Raw genomic sequence first — 15,936 nt, 5'->3', positions numbered from 1 at the left:
ATGTGTCGGGGTGTCCCACTATGTCTCTATGTGTGTTACACAACAAGGAGAGGTTGCATGTCGGACTCCGAGCCGATCATTGCACTGGAGAACGTTTACAAGATCTTCGGCCCGAACCCGCGTGGGCGGGCGTTTGACCTCTGCTCGGCGGACGTCGGCAAGGACGAGGTCCAACGGCAGACCGGTCACGTCGTCGGGATGCGTGACATCTCCTTCGAGGTACAGAAGGGTGAGATCTTCGTGGTCATGGGACTGTCCGGATCGGGCAAGTCGACGGCCATTCGAACGGTGAACAAACTGCACGACGTAACCCATGGTCGTGTCCTGGTCGAGGGAACAGACGTCCAACAACTCCGGGGCGCCGCCCTCCAGGCCTTCCGCCGTGAGAAGACAGCCATGGTCTTCCAGCACTTTGCCCTCTTCCCCCACCGTAATGTCATTGACAACACCGCCTACGGCCTGAAGGTCCAGGGTGTGGATAAGAAAGAACGCCACGAGGCGGCCATCGAGGCGCTGGCCATGGTCGGGCTCGAGGCCTATGCCTTCAACGCCACCCGCCAACTGTCCGGAGGCATGCAGCAGCGCGTGGGTCTTGCTAGGGCGCTGTGCTCCAACCCGGAGATCCTGCTCATGGATGAGGCCTTCAGCGCACTGGATCCGCTGATCCGGCGCCAGATGCAGGATGAGCTGATGGCGATCCAGGACAAGCTCCACAAGACGATCGTGTTCATCACCCACGACCTGAACGAAGCCCTGCGCGTCGGCAACCGGGTCTGCATCCTCCGCGACGGCAAGGTGATCCAGATCGGGACGCCTGAGGAGATCCTCACCGAACCGGCAGACGGATACGTGGCTGAGTTCGTCCAGGACGTGGACCAGGGCCGGGTCATTGACGTGGGCAAGATCATGGAGACCCCGGTGATCCTCAACGAGTCGTGGACCCTCACAGAAAGCATCGACGCCATGGGCGATCGGCAAGGTGCCTTTGTGGTCGACGCCGACGGCCGGCCTACCGGCCTGCTGGCTATGACCGACGCCGCCACGGCCATCGCCCACGGGACGACCGACCTGGGCTTGGTGCTGCGGTCAGACTTCGACTCCACCACCATTGAGGCACGGTTCAGTGACAACTACGCGGCGGCCGGTCGGGGGCTCCCGATTGCCGTGGTGGACGACACAGGCCACCTGATCGGTGAGCTCGAACCTCGGGAGATCATGGAGGAGATGGGCCGGGTAGAGCAGTTGGTGGACGGGTTCGAGCGGGAGGTCTTCCTGTGAGATGGACCACCTGGGTCATTGGCGGCGAGACCGGCGAATGGACCGGACGAAGCGAGGGCGTGGGCCTCTCCGATACCAAGGTCCTTGACCAGTTCCAGTTGCCGGTGGGGTACTGGTTCGACCAGATGGTCGACTGGTTGGACGCCAACGCCCAGTGGTTCCTCGATACCGTCAAGTGGCCGTTCGACTTCCTGCTCTCGAATGTCGTCAACGACTTCCTGCTACAGCTTCCCTGGTACCAGGTGGTGCTCTTCACGGTAATCCTCGGCTCGCTGGTGCGGACGCCGAAGATCGGCATTATGGCCGGGCTCGGCCTGATGATGTGCGGCCTGCTCGGATCGATGTACTGGGTGGAGACCATGCGGACCATCGGGATGGTTCTCGTGGCCGTCGGGTTGTGCGCGCTCGTCGGCCTCCCACTCGGGGTTTTTTGCGCCCGGGTGGACTCGGCGTGGAACGTGACCAGACCGATCCTGGACGCCATGCAGACTGTCCACACGTTCGTCTACATGGTGCCGTTCGTGTTCTTCTTCAGCATCGGAGTCGTCCCAGCGACCATGGTGACCATGATCTACGCCCTGCCACCGCTGGTGCGTATGGTCAACCTGGGCATCAGACACGTTCCCGAGGACGTCGTGGAGGCCAGCAGGGCGTACGGATCCACCGAGTTACGTGTCCTGACCGACGTCCAGTTGCCGCTGGCCAAGCCCTCGATCATGGCCGGTCTCAACCAGACCCTCATGCTGGCCATCGCCATGGTCGGCATCGCCGCCATCATGGGCGCCGGGGGCCTCGGACTCCTGGTCTTCCGGGCCGTCCAGAACCTCGACATCGGCCTCGGCATCTCATCCGGTCTCGCCTTGTGGGCAGTGGCCGTCGTACTAGACCGCCTCTCCCAGCCCGAAGAGGAGGGTGGACAGAACCTGTTATCCCGGATCCGGGAGGCCATGAGCCAGCGCCGGGACCCTGAAGAACTCCTCAAGAAGGTCGAGGCAGCCGAGACCGAAGACCAGAAGGCATCAAAGGCCGTCCACGTCGAGCACGAGGTAGTGGCCTCGGGACGTGAGCGCCTCGGCATGGCCGTCGTCGGCATCGCCGGGTTCGTCGCGGTCCTCTCCACCAAGATGACATGGGGCAACGATGCTGGCCTCCTTAGCAGCCATTCCCGTAAAGCAGACGTAGACCTCATCGGCGAGTCGTTCAACGGCTACCAGGCATCCGGTGGCTCGTGGGCTGGCCTTGTTGTTCTGGCTCTGGGCTTCTTCTCCGTCTTCGCCGCCGTCTCCTGCATCTTCTGGACGGGCGGGATCGGACGGGCCCGAGGTCCTGCCGGCCTGGTATCCCTGGCGCTCGGCGCGTTCACCGCCATCTTCATGTACCCGATCCTGGGCGAGTTCGACGGGTACACGATGCTTTCCAACCTCCAGGGCTATGAGGCCCAGGCCTTCTGGTCGGTGGTCGTCGAGACCTTCGCGATTCCGGCGATCCTCGGCCTCGTTCTCGGCCTAGCGAAGGTGGCGGTTCCGGTGTCCTGGCAGATGGTCGGGACTTGGGCCGTCACGGCGGGCCTGCTCGGGCACATCTTCGAAAGCCCGACCGGTATGGCCGGAGAGGTCCTCGCCGTGATCGTCCTCGCCCTCGGAGCGATCGTGCTGGCCGTCCTGAACAGTACGAGCCTGTTCGATGCCGATCGGATGACCTGGAACAACTTGGTGGCTGCTGCGGTGGTTGCCATCGTGGGCATGGCCGTCGCACCGCTCTCGACCGTGCTCGACGTCAAGGACCTGGTGGCCCTCGCGTTGGCCGGAGCCGTCTATCGGGTACTTGACGGAACCGGTTCCGAGCAGCGGGTCACCGTCCTGGGAGCGCTGGCAAGTGGCGTCGCCCTCCGATGGCTGGTCATCGGGAGTATCGGCTCCGGCGATTCGGCGGTGTTCCTGGACATGCAGTTGCTGACCACCGTCACCATCGGCGTGATGGTCGTGGTCGTCCTACGGTCAGGCTCCCGCTGGTTCGCAGCAGACACCATGGTCATCACCTCGAGCTGCATGCTGGTCGCCGCCCTCACCTACCAGGTGGCCTCCCCCTTCGTCGACGTTGAGACCTACAACCACGGCCCGGGCGTGATGCTGGCCATCGTGGCCAGCATCGTGATGCTGGCCGGCGCGGTCCTGGCCCTGCAGACGGCGCCCTACTCAGCCTTCCGACCTTTGGACCGAATCATCAGCTGGGGTCGGATGGGTGCGGGCGCCCTCGCCGTTGCCCTGGTCCTGATCGGTTCGATTTCCGGTTGGACCTTCGACGAACGTCGAGCGACCGAGCTTCCCGAAGAGGTCAAAGCGGAACTGATTCGACTTCGGGACGAGACGAACGAGAATCCGGCCATGGCAGCATCAAACAGTGGAAAGGCCGCCTCTCTGCGCAACAAGTACCGAATGAATGCTCTGGTGGTCACCGACGGGCTTTCGGAGGACGGTGGCGGGCTTGGCCGCCTGGCCATCACGATGTCCATCATCGGCGCGGCGCTCACCGTGCCGGCATCGGGTTTGCTGGGCCTGGACGAGAACCGAAGATGGCGCTGGAGTGTCATGGTTGCCGGCGCGGGAGGTGGCCTAGCGCTGATCGGCATCGTGTGGATCGCCAGCCTGGCCCGGGTGTCGGACCTCAAGACCGTCAGTGGCGCCGGCTCTTTTCTCACCGCGTTCGCCGGAGTGATGCTGGCCACGACGTCGAAGAAGATCATCACCGAGTTCCGTCGAAACAAGACCTACGACGACCTCGAGCCCGCTGTCACCGACTGATCGGACGGGAGCGCCCCTTCGGGCGTGACAGGGTGCCGGGTACCGGGTTTCCCCGGGGTGACCTAGCCTGTTCCTTACCGGGCTGAGGGGCGGCCCGGAATGGGATCGGAGCGCCGTGACCGCCACCACCGAATCGTTCGAGTTGGTCTCGTCCGTCGAGCCGGAGATCTCCCGGCTCATGGCCGAGCACCGGGAGCGCCGACAGCATTGGTATGCCCACGACGTTGTTCCTTGGGAACTGGGCCGGAGTTTCCGCGACGAACCGTGGGAGGAGTCCCAGGCCACGTTGTCCCCGGAGGTCCGTACCGCTCTGCAGTTGAACCTGCTGACCGAGGACAACCTCCCCTACTACCACGCCAAGATCGCTGGCAGCTTCCCCGAGGACTCGCCGATGGCCGAATGGTCCCGCCTCTGGACGGCTGAGGAGGGCCAGCACTCCATTGCCATCCGTAACTACCTGCTGGCCACCCGGAACTGCGATCCTGCCCAACTGGAGGACGAGCGGTTGGCCACGGTGACCCGCGGTTGGCGTTACGACTCCCCGTGCCCTGTGGAGGTCTTCGCCTACACGTCGGCCCAGGAACTGGCCACCCGTATCAGCCACCGCAACACTGGGGTGAAGGCCGACTGTCCGGTGGCCCACGAGGTCATGACCCGAGTGGCCGCCGACGAGAACCACCACTTCATGTTCTACCGGGGAGTGACCACGGCCATGCTGCGCCAGGCGCCCACCTTCGTGCTGGGGGCGCTCCACCGGGTCCTGTCCGACTTCAACATGCCCGGGACCGTGATTCCGAACTTCAGCCGACGGGCCGTGGCCATTGCCCGGGCCGGGATCTACAACCTACGGATCCATGCCGAACAGGTGGTCCAACCGCTGCTCCGCCACTGGAAGGTGGGGTCCATCGAGGGCCTTGACCCCCGGGGCGAGGAACTGCAAGAGAAGATCCTGGCCATTCCGGGGGCCCTGATTGCCCAGGCCGAGACCTTCGAGAACCGGATGGCCAGTCGGACCAGGCGGGTCCCAAGCGGCGCCTGATTGGGTCGGACCGTCAGGTTGCCGGGTCGTCGTCCGGTGAGCGGGCGGCGTCGCGTATCCGGCTCCGGAGCCCGTCCAGGTTCGCCTGGATCGACGGGACGTGAGGGCCCAGGGCACCCAGGTCGGGGGCCGACCGGATGGCCGTTCGGGCACCCATGGCGTCCATCGCCCGGTATACCCAGCGCTTGTTGAGCTGTAGGAGTTCGTGGGGGATGGAGGCCATGCGCTCGGCTACAGCCAGCACCGCTTCATCCAGCTCGGTAGCAGGAAACGCACGGTTGGCGTAACCGACGCGGACCGCTTCGGCGGCGTCTACCGGATCGCCGGTAAGGACCATCTCCAGGGAGTTGCGTAGGCCGACCAGCCACGGGTGGATGGCGAAGTCAGGTGTTCCGGCTACTCGGAGCACGGGATGGGAGATGGTGGCGTCGTTGGCCAAGTAGACGAGGTCGCAGGCCGCGGCCAGCTCGGAGCCCCCGGCCATGGCGTAGCCGTGGACCTGGGCAATTACCGGCTTGGCCAAGTCCCACAGCGACAGCCATCCGTCGGTGACGTGACGGGCCCAGCCTCCGTCACCCCCCGGCGTGTAGGAGGGTCGGTCGGCGCTGAGGTCTGAGCCCAGGTCGTACCCAGAGGAGAAGCACGGTCCGGCTCCCCGGAGGATGGTCACGTGGACGGCGTTGTCGCGGTCGGCCTCCTGGAGCGCGGCGAACAGAGCTCCCCGAAGGGCGTTGTTCAGGGCGTTGCGCTTCTCGGGCCGGTTCAGGGTCAGCCGTCGTACACCGGGGCGCGGGTCGTCGACCAGCAGGACGTCGGGATGGGAGGCCGGACCGTCGGACACGACCCGATGGTACGGCCATCGGAGGTGGGGTGCGGGAACGTGCCGTGCCATCATCCCGTGATGGAGCCCACCGCGACCGAGATGGACAGGATCGCCAACTTCCGAGGCATCGGTGGTCTGCCCACCACCGACGGTCGGACCACGGTCGGTGGCCTGCTGTGGCGGTCAGGACACCTGGGTCGGGCTTCTGACGCCGACCTGGCTCGCCTGCATGCCCTGGGCATCCGGACGGTGGTGGACCTGCGCAACGAGGTGGACTCCCGGTACGAGGGCGCTGACCGGATACCTGAGGGCGCGGTCGGGATCCCGGCACCCATCCCTGACGAAGGAGGCTTTGGGGCCGACATCCGGGAGTTCATCACCACCGGCGACGTGGAGGCCATGCGTGCCGTGTGGTCCGACGGCCGGGCGGCGGCCATCGCCACGAAGGGCGCTCGTAACATGGTGGAGCACCCGGGGAGGGTCGAGGCCTTCTGTCGGGTCATGGATCTCGTAACCGATGCCGACCGGTGGCCGCTGGTGTGGCACTGCTCGGCCGGTAAGGACCGGGCCGGGTGGGTGGGGACCATCCTGCTGTTGGCCCTTGGCGTGGAGCGGGACGCCATCGTGGAGCACTATCTGGAGAGCAACCGGGTGGGGACACGCCGGGCGGCAGCCCTGGTGGACGGGGGCATGCTCACCGAAGAGGGGCTGGAGCTCTTGCGGCCGTTCATCGAGGTGGCCCCGGCCTACGTCGAGGCGCAGCTAGCTGCCGTGGATGACCGATGGGGCGGCGCCGGGTGCATGTTGCGCGACGGATTGGGCCTCACCGAGGACCGGATAGCCGACTTGCGCGACCGGCTCCTGGACTGACCCGACCCGGGGGGAACGGGTTCAGCGGGCCCGGGGGAGGCCCAGGTGGCGCTCGGCCACGTTGTTGCGGTTGATCTCCGTGGTTCCGCCGTAGATGGTGGTCACCGGGGCGTGGCGGGCGTCGTAGTCGATCCAGCCGTCGGCCGCTGCCCCGTCGGCGTGGAACCCTAGGAGCCCCTCGGCGCCCGCCATCTGTTGGAACCATCCCACAGCCTGCTGGTACCGCTCGGTGGCGTACAGCTTGGCCATAGATCCCTCCAGGCCGGGCAGTCCGCCAGTGGCGGCGATCCACGCCGCCCGCAGCGTCAGGAGCTGGGACACCTGGTTGGCGATGGCCGTACGTGCCATGCGTTCCCGCAGGACCGGGTCGTCCAGCATCCGTCCGCCATCCGGGGCGGGAGCGGTGGCTGCCCAGTCCCGGACGTGGCGCAGTAGGGGAACGGCTGGGTTGGTGCCGCCCATCACCCCCCGTTCGAAAGCCAGGGCGACTCCCATGACGGTCCAGCCACCGTCGACCTCTCCGAGGCGCCACTCGTCGCCCACCCGGACCTCGTCGTAGAAGGTGGCGTTTGTGCGCTCGGTGGCCATGGTGGGGACGGGCTGGACCTCAATACCCGGGGTGTCCATGGGGACCAAGAACATGGTCAGGCCCTTGTGCTTGGGTACGTCGGGGTTGGTCCGGGTGAGCAGGATCACCCAGTCGGCCTCGTGGGCCATGGTGGTCCACATCTTCTGGCCGTTTATCACCCATCCGTCACCCTCCCGGACGGCCCTCGTGGTGATGGCGGCCAAATCCGAACCGTGGTCAGGTTCGCTGTAGCCCAGGCAACAGTTGAAACGACCGGTCAACAGGCGGTCCAGCACCGCTTCCCGGTGGAAGTCGGTACCCACTGCGTTAACCACGCCGGCCACCAGCATGGTGACGGCCAGTCCGTCGTAGGGGGCTCCAGCCTTCTCTAACTCGTTGAACAGCACGTAGAGCTCGATGGGGTCACGGTCGCCGTAGCCGGGGACCGCCCCGGCCAGCAGGCCAGCGTCGGCCAGTGCCCCATTGAGGTCCCTGTCGTTGAATGTGCCGGTGGCGTGCATTCGGTCGACCACTTCGGTCGTCAGGTGCTCGGCCACGAATGCCCGGATCTGGTCGCGAAACTCGGCGGCTTGGGGGCCGAGGGAGAAGTCCATCAGGCGGCCGCCGGGTCGGTGAACATCCGGTCAGCCAGCCGCCGGCACTCGCGGGCCGGGTCTCCCAGCAGCAGGGCGAGGGCGCGGGCCCTGCGGAAGAACAGCTGGATGTCGTACTCCTCGCTGAAGCCGTAGCCACCGTGCACGTGGAGGCTGCGGTCAGTCGAAGTGGCCGCAGCCTCACCAGCGACCACGAGGGCCATGGTGGCCAGGGCGCCAAAGTCGGTCACGTCGTTGGCGCCCACGTCCAGGACGCCCGACTCGCCGGCCGATGCCCGGTCACCGGCCCACGCCGCCTTAGCGGTCAGTAAGCGGGCTCCGTCTAAGAGCCCGGGCAGGTCGGCCAAGAGGTGCTGGACGGCCTGGAAGCTGCCCACCGGGCGACCGAACTGCTCCCGTTCCTTGACGTAGGCGACGCCGAGGTCCAGGGCAGTCCGGGTGATGCCGACCAGGGTCGAGGCGGTGAGGGTCCGCCACTCGTCGAGGGCACGATCGTAGGCCGCTATCGCCTCGGGTCCCGTGGCCAGCACGGTGGCCTCGCTCACCTCCCGGTGGGCAAGGGGCAGACAACCATGGTTGGCCAGGGGATCCCCAGGAGGACCGTCGACGGCTATCAGGCGGTCACCGTCTAGGGCGACTAGACGGCCGGTCACGGCTCCGGTGGGAACGGTACGGGCGGTGCCATCCTCGACCGGGCGGACGGCCAGGCCGGCGATGGCTGCACCGGACAGGACGTCGTCGTCACAGCCCCCCACGCTGGCCAACAGGCGGGCGGTGACCTGGTGGTCGACCAGGGGCAGAGGGGCGATTCGGGCTCCGGCCTCCTCGGCCACCACGGCTAGGTCGGCCAACGAGGCCCCGCCGCCTCCAAGATCGGCGTCGACGCCCATGCCAGGGGCGCCGGTCTCCATCAGTCGCTCCCAGGCTGCGGCGTCGAAGCCGACCGGCTCGGCCGCCCGGGCCCGTTCGGGTCCGGTCTCCGAGGTGAAGAAGTCGGCGAAGACGTCGCGGATCGCCTCCTGATCCTCTGTCAGGTCCAGGTCCATGTGTCGACCCTAGCGACGGCCACCGGTGGTACCGGTGGTACCGGTGGAATGCTGGTGGGCGCTCCACCGGACAGGTCGCCCCGTGGGTTGGGTCTCCCTGTGTCGGTCTAACGTCGAGAGAGGAAGAGGACCGGAGGAGCGACGTGGGCGGTGTGATCGAAGGGGCCGAAGGGCTGGACGTGACGCGAGACGGCGACATTGTCACCGTGACGATGAACCGTCCCGAGGTCATGAATGCCATGACCGGGTCGATGTTCAACGAGTTCGGAAGGATCTTCCGGGACCTTCACTCAGACGGGTCCGTGCGGGCCATCGTGTTGACTGGCGCCGGCGGCAACTTCTGCTCGGGCGCTGATGTGGGCGGCCAGTCGGAGCGGGCCAGTGGTGCGGTGGCCACCAACCCCCTCCGCAACCTGCGCAGGATCAAGGCATCGGCCCAGGCTCTCCATGAGTGCCAGCATCCGGTTGTGGCCAAGGTGTTCGGTGTGGCGGCCGGAGCCGGCCTCAACATGGCCCTGGGGTGCGACCTCGTCTATGCAGCCGACACGGCGCGGTTCTCGGAGATCTTCGCCCGTCGCGGCCTCACTATCGACTTCGGTGGATCCTGGGTGCTGCCCAGACGGGTGGGCCTGCACCGGGCCAAGGAACTGGCCCTCCTGGCTGAGGTCATCGATGCCGCCGAAGCCGACCGCATCGGCCTGGTCAACCGGATCGTGGCCGAAGCCGACCTGGATGCCCACGTGGCTGACGTGGTGGGTCGGATCGCCGCCGGACCACCTCTTGCTCTGTCCATGAGCAAGGCGTTGTTGAACAACGGCGGACAAACGTCTATGTCCCAAGCGCTGGAGGCCGAGGGCCAGGCCCAAGCCACCAACTTTGGGACGCAGGACACCCGGGAGGCGGCGCAGGCCTGGATCGAAAAGCGACAACCCGAGTTCGAGGGGAACTAGGGGCCACTAGCCGAACCGGCCTCAAGTCGGACCCGTAACCGCCTGTGTTTGAGTGGTCAGCGAGACCGACTTGCCGTCGTCACGGGTGATCGCGGTCTGGACGACGATGGTGGTTCGCCCAACGTGGATCGGTGTGGCCACGATGGTGACGGTTCCACCGGTGACCGGACGCAGGAAGTTCGTCTTGGATTCGATGGTCGAAGTTTCCGCTCCCTCCGGAAGGTTCTGAGACGCACACAGCGCCCCCACAGAATCCGCGATGGCCATGATGTAGCCACCGTGCAAGCCTCCGAACACCGTGGTCCGCTCTTCAGCCCAGTCAGCTGTGGCTTCTACCCGCTGGGGCGTGGCGCTGATGACCGACAACCCGAGCACGTCGCAGAACGGCATGATCTTCCGGATCAGGTCAGTGAACTTCTCGTCGGATGGGGTGGTCATGGTCTCCGTCGGTGGGTCATGGAAAGGGGCTTAAGTAGGGCAGCAGGCCATGTCGGGTCTACTGGTCGGGTCCGGAGAGGTCACAGCCCCTCGAAGCGGTCGAGGTCGAGCGTCCACGGGGTGAGGTTCTCGTGGCCGCCCTCGGTAATGAGTACCTGATTTTCGATCTTGACCCCCTCGCCACCCGACCGAGCACCCACGTAGGACTCGACGGTCAGCACCATGCCGGGTTCCAGCACCCCGTCGTAGCCTGAGTCCGCCCAGTCCTCCGGGAAGGGAATGCTGGGGTACTCGTCGCACTGACCCACCCCGTGGAACAGGCACGAGTAGTGCCGGTAGTCCTCGACCGGGGGGGCCCAAGCGGCGTGGCACAGTTCGTGGAAGCTTCGGCCCGGGGTCAGCAACTCGATGTTCCGGGACACCTGCTCGACGGCTAGGTCGTGGGCGTGCCGGGCCGTATCCGAGGGCAGAGCGTCGCCACACACCCAGGTGCGCGAGATGTCGGTCATCATCCCGTAGGCCCCCACCAGGTCAGTGTCGAAGGCCACCAGTTCACCGTTACCAATGACGTAGCTGCTGCACTCCTGGAACCAAGGATTAGTTCGGGGACCGGCCGACAGCAGGCGGCACTCCATCCACTCACCATGGCGGGCCAGCATCTCGGCCCAAAGCACCCCCCAGAGCTGGTTCTCGGTTAGGCCCGGTCGCATGGCCTCAAACATCTTCCGACACGACACCCGGGTGCCCTCCACCGAGCAGCGCATGGCGGCGATTTCGTCGGGGCCCTTTACCTTGCGGGCCTCCTCCATGATCCGGGTTCCCTCGACCAGGGCGACGCCCTCGTCCTGCAGGGCGGTGATCCCCGCGGTGGTGGACGAGTCCACGGCCAGACGTCGGGTGCCGCCACCGTGGGTACGGGCCAGGTCAACCACCTCGGCGGCAAAGCTCTTGGCCTGTTCGTCGATCCGGTCGCCGGCCAGGAAGTAGGTGAACGTAGTGGCCGGTCGGACCTCGTCCACGTACGGGTTGTGAGCCGACAGGAACTCGCAGTTGGGGTAGTCGAAGAGCACAAGGCGTCCGTCGACCCCCACGAAGGCGTAGCGAGCCTGGTTGTGGAGCAACCAGACCTGCATGTTCGGGGCGAAAGTGGCGTACATGACGTTCATGGGATCGAACAGGAGGATCCCGTCAACGTCGGCCAACACCAACTGGTCGGCGATGCGGTCCAGCCGGTAGCGCATCATGGCCGTCTCGTCAGGAAGGACCAAGCCAGCGGCCGCCCACTCGGACAGGGCTGGCTCGCCGGGACCCATGACCATCCGGTGGCCGACGGTAGACGCCCGGCGCACCAGAGAGTCGTCCAGGTCGCCGTCTACCACGGGGTGTACGTCCATCGTCCGATCCTCCGCTCCGGTGTGTCCGGGCCCATCGGTCGGCCCTCAGCCTCGCATCCGCGACCCCGACGGGTCGAACAACGGCTCGTCGCGGCGAGTGGCGGGGCGTCGGACACCCAACACTTCGAGCTCGAAGCCGGTAGCCGAGGACGTGGAGTCGGCTAGGGGGGTCGGGACGTACCCCAGGGCGCACGAGGCCTCCGACCAGTGGGCGTAGCCGCCTGAAGTAGCCCAGCCCACCACCTCCCCGTCGTACCAGATCGGCTCGTCACCCAGGACGTCGGAGTCCCGCTCGTTTCCGTCGTCCAGGGTGAAGGCGCACAGGCGCCGGTCGGGGCCGTTGGTCCGGTCGGCCACCACGGCATCACGACCGATGAAGTCACCCTTCTCTGGCTTGACGAAGCGGTCCAGCCGGGCCTCGTCGGCGGTGTAGATGGGGCGGTACTCGGTGGCCCAGGCTCCAAACGACTTGTCGAAGCGCAGGGAGTCCAGGGCCCGTAGGCCCAACGGCCGTAGGCCGTAGGGCGTTCCGGCCTCCACCACGAGGTCGTAGAGGCGCTGCTGGAGCGAGGCCGGTACCCAGAACTCGTATCCCAGGTCGCCGGTGAATGAGATGCGCCCCACGATCGTCGGGACCATGCCCAGGTCCAGTTCCCGGACGTCCAAGAACCCGAACGCCTCACCGGATACATCAACGTCAGTCAGCGCCTCCAGCACCTGGCGGGCTGCCGGCCCAGCGATGGACAGCCCAGCCAGCTCGTGGGAGAGGGGCCGGTAGTGCACGGGGGCCCCATCGACCGGGAGGTGGGCCCGGAACCACCGCTCGTGGTACCCCTCGGCCACCCCGGAGCCGAAGACCAGGAACCGTTCGGAGCCGTTGAACGGGTCGGCCAGTGTGGCCACCGTGAAGTCGCCTATGAGGCGACCTTGTGCGTTGAGCATCGGGGCCAGGGCCATTCGACTCGGCGGTGGGATGCGGTTGGCCAGGAGCCGGTCTAGGAGGTCCCGGGCGCCCGGACCGGTGAACTGGTGCTTGGCGAATCCGGTGGTTTCCAGCAGCCCCACCCCGGTGCGTACGGCACGGACTTCGTCGGCGACCGGGTCGAAGGCGTTGGACCGGTGGAACGTCACGTCTTCCACCGGGTCCTCGCCGGGCCGTTGGAACCACAGGGCCTGTTCCAGGCCGTAGGAGGAGCCCCAGACGGCGTTGGCCTCAGACAGGCGGCCGTGGACGGGTGACGTGTGCAGGGGACGTCCGGCAGGGAGCTCTTCGTTGGGAAACGAGATGGAGAACCGGCGGCTGTAGTTTTCCATGACCTTGGCCCGGGTGTAGGAGGGAGTGGTCCAGTCCCCGTACCGGGCGACGTCCATGCCCCAAACGTCGAATCCGGGATCGCCTGTGGTCATCCAGTTGGCCATAGCCAGGCCTACGCCGCCACCCTGGCTGAGGCCGGCCATGACGCCACAGGCCACCCAGTGGCCTCGCTGGCCGCGGATGGGACCGATCAGAGGGTTCCCGTCCGGTGCAAAGGTGAACGGGCCATTGACGACCCGGCGGATACCCGCCTCGGCGTAGATCGGAAAGTGCTCGAAGCCGACAGCCAACGACGGGGCGATGCGTTCCAGATCGGGGGTGAGGAGCTGTGCTCCGAAGTCCCACGGGGTCTCCTTCACCGACCACGGCACACAGGCCTTCTCGTAGGTGCCCAGAAGCAGGCCGCCGCCCTCAGCACGGGTGTAGATCTCACCGCCGAAGTCGATGGCCCCGACACCGTGGCCGTTGGTGGCGTCCAGCCAGGGTCGAATTTCCGGGAGCTCCTCGGTAACCAGGTACATGTGCTCCATAGCCAGGATGGGCAGTTCCAGGCCGCACATACGGCCTACCTCGCGGGCCCACAGGCCGCCGCAGTTCACGAAGTGCTCACAGGTGACGGTGCCCTGCTCGGTGGCGACGTCCCATCGGCCGTCGGGGCGGGACACGATGTCGTGGGCCCAGGTGTTGCGGTGGACCTCGGCTCCGGCCAGCCGGGCTGCCGTGGCGTAGGCGTTGGTGACGCCCGACGGGTCGACGTGGCCGCCCACCGGGTCCCAGAGGGCGCCCACGAAGTGGTCCTCGACCAGGAAGGGGATCTTCTCCTTGGCTTCGGCCACCGAAATCAGCTCGGTCTGCATACCCAGGTAGCGGCCGCGGGCATGGGCCATGCGCAGCCAGTCCATGCGGTCCTCGTCGTCGGCCAGCATCACCTCACCGGTCAAGTGGACCCCACAGGACACGCCGGAGGCCTTCTCCAGGTCTTCGTAGAGCTGCACGGTGTACCGCTGGAGGGCGGCCACGTTGGGGTCTCCGTTGATGGTGTGCATGCCACCCGCGGCGTGCCAGGTGGACCCGGCGGTCAACTCCCGCCGTTCTATCAAGATCACGTCTGTCCAGCCGGCCTGGGTGAGGTGGTACAGCACGCTGGCGCCAACCACGCCGCCACCGATCACCACTACCTGTGCTTCGTCGGGGAGTCCCCCCATGCCAATCGTGCCCTCCCGCTTTTCCGGTCAGTAGTCCGTCTCGACGCCACCCTCAGCGACCCGACGTTCCAGGAAGTCGTCGAGGGCGGCTCGACGGTCTGCGGCCATGGGGGGTTCCTGGTGGGCGTCGACGAGGGTGCGGGCCAGCGCCTCGGCCCGCTGGTGGGCCTCGATCCGTCCGCCCTCGTCCCAGGTCTCGAAGTTGGCCCACGACGAGACCATGGGCTGGAAGTGTTCGGTGGCGTACCGGTCCTGGGTGTGCTGGGTCCCGAAGAAGTGCCCGGCCGGCCCGACCTCGGCGATGGCCTCGACGGCCAGGGCGGCGTCGTCGATGACTACCGGTTCCAGCATGGCTGTGATCATGTTCAGGACGTCGGCGTCGATAACCATCTTTTCGTAGGAGGCCAGGAGGCCACCCTCCAGCCACCCTGCGCCGTGTAACAGCAGGTTGACGCCACCCATGACCGCCCCCCAGAGGGCGATCACGCTTTCGTAGGCCGACTGGGCGTCCACGCTGTTCGAAGCGTTGACGTTGGACGACCGGTAAGGCACGCGATAGCGGCGGGCCAACTGTCCGCTGATGAGGCAGGCCTTCCAGTACTCGGGGGTGCCGAATGCCGGAGCACCTGACCGCATGTCCACGTTGGAGGTGAAGGCGCCGTAGATCACCGGGGCTCCAGCCCGCACCACCTGGGTGTAAGCGATGCCGGCCAGGGCCTCGGCGTTCTGGAGCACCAGGGCACCGGCCACGGTCACCGGGGCCATGGCCCCAGCCAGAGTGAACGGGGTGATGACGATGCACTGGTTACGGGCCGACATCTCCTGGATGCCGTGGAGCATCACTGTGTCGTATCGCAGCGGGGTGCTGGCGTTGATCACCGAGTAGAGCGATGGCTCCACATCCATGGCGTCGTGGTCGGCGCCCCGGGCGATGCGGGTCATCTCGATGGCATCGAGGTTGCGCTGGCGACTCAGGCTGTAGACAAACGGAACCTTGTCCGACAGGGTGAGCATGTCGTGGGTGGCGTACAGGTGGCGGATCGACGGGTGGAGGTCCATGGGCTCCACCGGGTAGCCGGCCACGGTGTGGACGGCGTTCAACATCTGGCCCAGCTTGATGAGGTTCCGGTAGTCGTCGCGGTTGCCGTCCCGGCGGTCTCGTCCCAGGCCGGTGACGAACGGCGGGCTAGCCACGCTGGTGTAGGTGAGGACGTTGCCGCCCATGTGGAGATTCCGGGCCGGGGAGGGGGCGTGCATGGTGAACTCGGCCGGGGCGGTGGAGACCAGGTGCATGACCAAGTCCGGGTCAAACCTCACACGGTCGCCATCCACCTGGCAGCCGACATCGACCAGTTGGCGTCGGGCCGTCTCGTCCAGGAAGTCGATACCGGTCTCGGCCAGGACTCTCAGCGAGGCCTTGTGGATGGCCTCCAGCTCGTCGTCGGAGACGCTCCGCAGTGGTTCGAACGGCAGGCGAGGTTGGGTCCATGGTGGTTGTTCGGCCACCACGTCGCGTGTTCTGGTCCGCCCGCTGAGGCGTCCCCGTCGTCCCTCGGTCATTGGTGCCTTCCTGTTCTCAGGTTGTCTCCGGTCAC

Annotated in this window: 12 protein-coding genes; 5 read left to right on the top strand and 7 right to left on the bottom strand. The window is 66.5% G+C overall.

Annotation, left to right across the window (positions count from 1 at the left end; all coding sequences use genetic code 11):
* Window positions 1-57: 57 nt before the first annotated feature.
* The 3 genes from MK181_03090 (at window position 58) to MK181_03080 (ending at window position 5,118) form a co-directional block, all read left to right on the top strand.
* A complete protein-coding gene (locus tag MK181_03090) occupies window positions 58-1,278 on the top strand; it encodes a betaine/proline/choline family ABC transporter ATP-binding protein (GenBank protein MCH2418778.1) in 1,221 nt (406 codons plus the stop codon).
* A complete protein-coding gene (locus MK181_03085; protein ID MCH2418777.1) occupies window positions 1,275-4,079 on the top strand; it encodes an ABC transporter permease subunit in 2,805 nt (934 codons plus the stop codon). The genes MK181_03090 and MK181_03085 overlap by 4 nt, the downstream gene beginning before the upstream one ends.
* A 115-nt stretch (window positions 4,080-4,194) precedes the next feature.
* A complete protein-coding gene (locus tag MK181_03080) occupies window positions 4,195-5,118 on the top strand; it encodes an acyl-ACP desaturase (GenBank protein ID MCH2418776.1) in 924 nt (307 codons plus the stop codon).
* Between the two features lie 13 nt (window positions 5,119-5,131).
* Here the strand turns inward: MK181_03080 and MK181_03075 are convergent, their stop codons facing one another.
* Complete coding sequence (locus MK181_03075; GenBank protein MCH2418775.1) at window positions 5,132-5,959, bottom strand: enoyl-CoA hydratase-related protein; 828 nt, start codon at window positions 5,957-5,959, stop codon at window positions 5,132-5,134.
* Between the two features lie 60 nt (window positions 5,960-6,019).
* Here MK181_03075 and MK181_03070 point away from each other — a divergent pair, with 60 nt between their 5' ends.
* The gene (locus MK181_03070) at window positions 6,020-6,811 is read left to right on the top strand and encodes a tyrosine-protein phosphatase (GenBank protein ID MCH2418774.1); all 792 of its coding nucleotides are present in this window, start codon (window positions 6,020-6,022) and stop codon (window positions 6,809-6,811) included.
* 21 nt (window positions 6,812-6,832) lie between these two features.
* Here the strand turns inward: MK181_03070 and MK181_03065 are convergent, their stop codons facing one another.
* Both MK181_03065 and MK181_03060 read right to left on the bottom strand, forming a co-directional pair.
* Window positions 6,833-7,993 (bottom strand): acyl-CoA dehydrogenase family protein, encoded by a 1,161-nt coding sequence (locus MK181_03065; GenBank protein ID MCH2418773.1) that lies wholly within the window; start codon window positions 7,991-7,993, stop codon window positions 6,833-6,835.
* Window positions 7,993-9,039, bottom strand: a complete 1,047-nt coding sequence (locus MK181_03060) for an acyl-CoA/acyl-ACP dehydrogenase (protein ID MCH2418772.1) — start codon at window positions 9,037-9,039, stop codon at window positions 7,993-7,995. Before MK181_03060 ends, MK181_03065 begins: the two co-directional genes overlap by 1 nt.
* A 143-nt stretch (window positions 9,040-9,182) precedes the next feature.
* Here MK181_03060 and MK181_03055 point away from each other — a divergent pair, with 143 nt between their 5' ends.
* Complete coding sequence (locus MK181_03055; GenBank protein ID MCH2418771.1) at window positions 9,183-9,989, top strand: enoyl-CoA hydratase-related protein; 807 nt, start codon at window positions 9,183-9,185, stop codon at window positions 9,987-9,989.
* Between the two features lie 21 nt (window positions 9,990-10,010).
* Here the strand turns inward: MK181_03055 and MK181_03050 are convergent, their stop codons facing one another.
* From MK181_03050 to MK181_03035, 4 genes are all read right to left on the bottom strand, one after another.
* A complete protein-coding gene (locus MK181_03050; protein MCH2418770.1) occupies window positions 10,011-10,427 on the bottom strand; it encodes a PaaI family thioesterase in 417 nt (138 codons plus the stop codon).
* An 80-nt stretch (window positions 10,428-10,507) separates the two neighbouring features.
* Entirely contained in the window at window positions 10,508-11,821 is a 1,314-nt protein-coding gene (locus MK181_03045; GenBank protein ID MCH2418769.1) for a Xaa-Pro peptidase family protein, read from the bottom strand.
* Between the two features lie 45 nt (window positions 11,822-11,866).
* On the bottom strand, window positions 11,867-14,341 hold the full coding sequence (locus MK181_03040) for an FAD-dependent oxidoreductase (GenBank protein ID MCH2418768.1): 2,475 nt from the start codon (window positions 14,339-14,341) through the stop codon (window positions 11,867-11,869).
* Window positions 14,342-14,368: 27 nt separating this feature from the next.
* The gene (locus MK181_03035; GenBank protein MCH2418767.1) at window positions 14,369-15,901 is read right to left on the bottom strand and encodes a trimethylamine methyltransferase family protein; all 1,533 of its coding nucleotides are present in this window, start codon (window positions 15,899-15,901) and stop codon (window positions 14,369-14,371) included.
* Window positions 15,902-15,936 lie beyond the last annotated feature (35 nt).

It is taken from the genome of Acidimicrobiales bacterium (assembly GCA_022452035.1).
In the GTDB taxonomy this organism is placed as follows: Bacteria; Actinomycetota; Acidimicrobiia; order Acidimicrobiales; family MedAcidi-G1; genus UBA9410.
This window is presented reverse-complemented; position numbering and strand designations above follow the sequence as displayed.

What these genes read in the sequence shown, in the direction of transcription:
- MK181_03090 (MCH2418778.1), top strand. Translation starts at nt 58, where the DNA reads ATGTCGGACTCCGAGCCGATCATTGCACTGGAGAACGTTTACAAGATC.
- MK181_03070 (MCH2418774.1), top strand. Translation starts at nt 6,020, where the DNA reads ATGGAGCCCACCGCGACCGAGATGGACAGGATCGCCAACTTCCGAGGC.
- MK181_03065 (MCH2418773.1), bottom strand. Translation starts at nt 7,993, where the DNA reads ATGGACTTCTCCCTCGGCCCCCAAGCCGCCGAGTTTCGCGACCAGATC.
- MK181_03060 (MCH2418772.1), bottom strand. Translation starts at nt 9,039, where the DNA reads ATGGACCTGGACCTGACAGAGGATCAGGAGGCGATCCGCGACGTCTTC.
- MK181_03050 (MCH2418770.1), bottom strand. Translation starts at nt 10,427, where the DNA reads ATGACCACCCCATCCGACGAGAAGTTCACTGACCTGATCCGGAAGATC.
- MK181_03045 (MCH2418769.1), bottom strand. Translation starts at nt 11,821, where the DNA reads ATGGACGTACACCCCGTGGTAGACGGCGACCTGGACGACTCTCTGGTG.
- MK181_03040 (MCH2418768.1), bottom strand. Translation starts at nt 14,341, where the DNA reads ATGGGGGGACTCCCCGACGAAGCACAGGTAGTGGTGATCGGTGGCGGC.
- MK181_03035 (MCH2418767.1), bottom strand. Translation starts at nt 15,901, where the DNA reads ATGACCGAGGGACGACGGGGACGCCTCAGCGGGCGGACCAGAACACGC.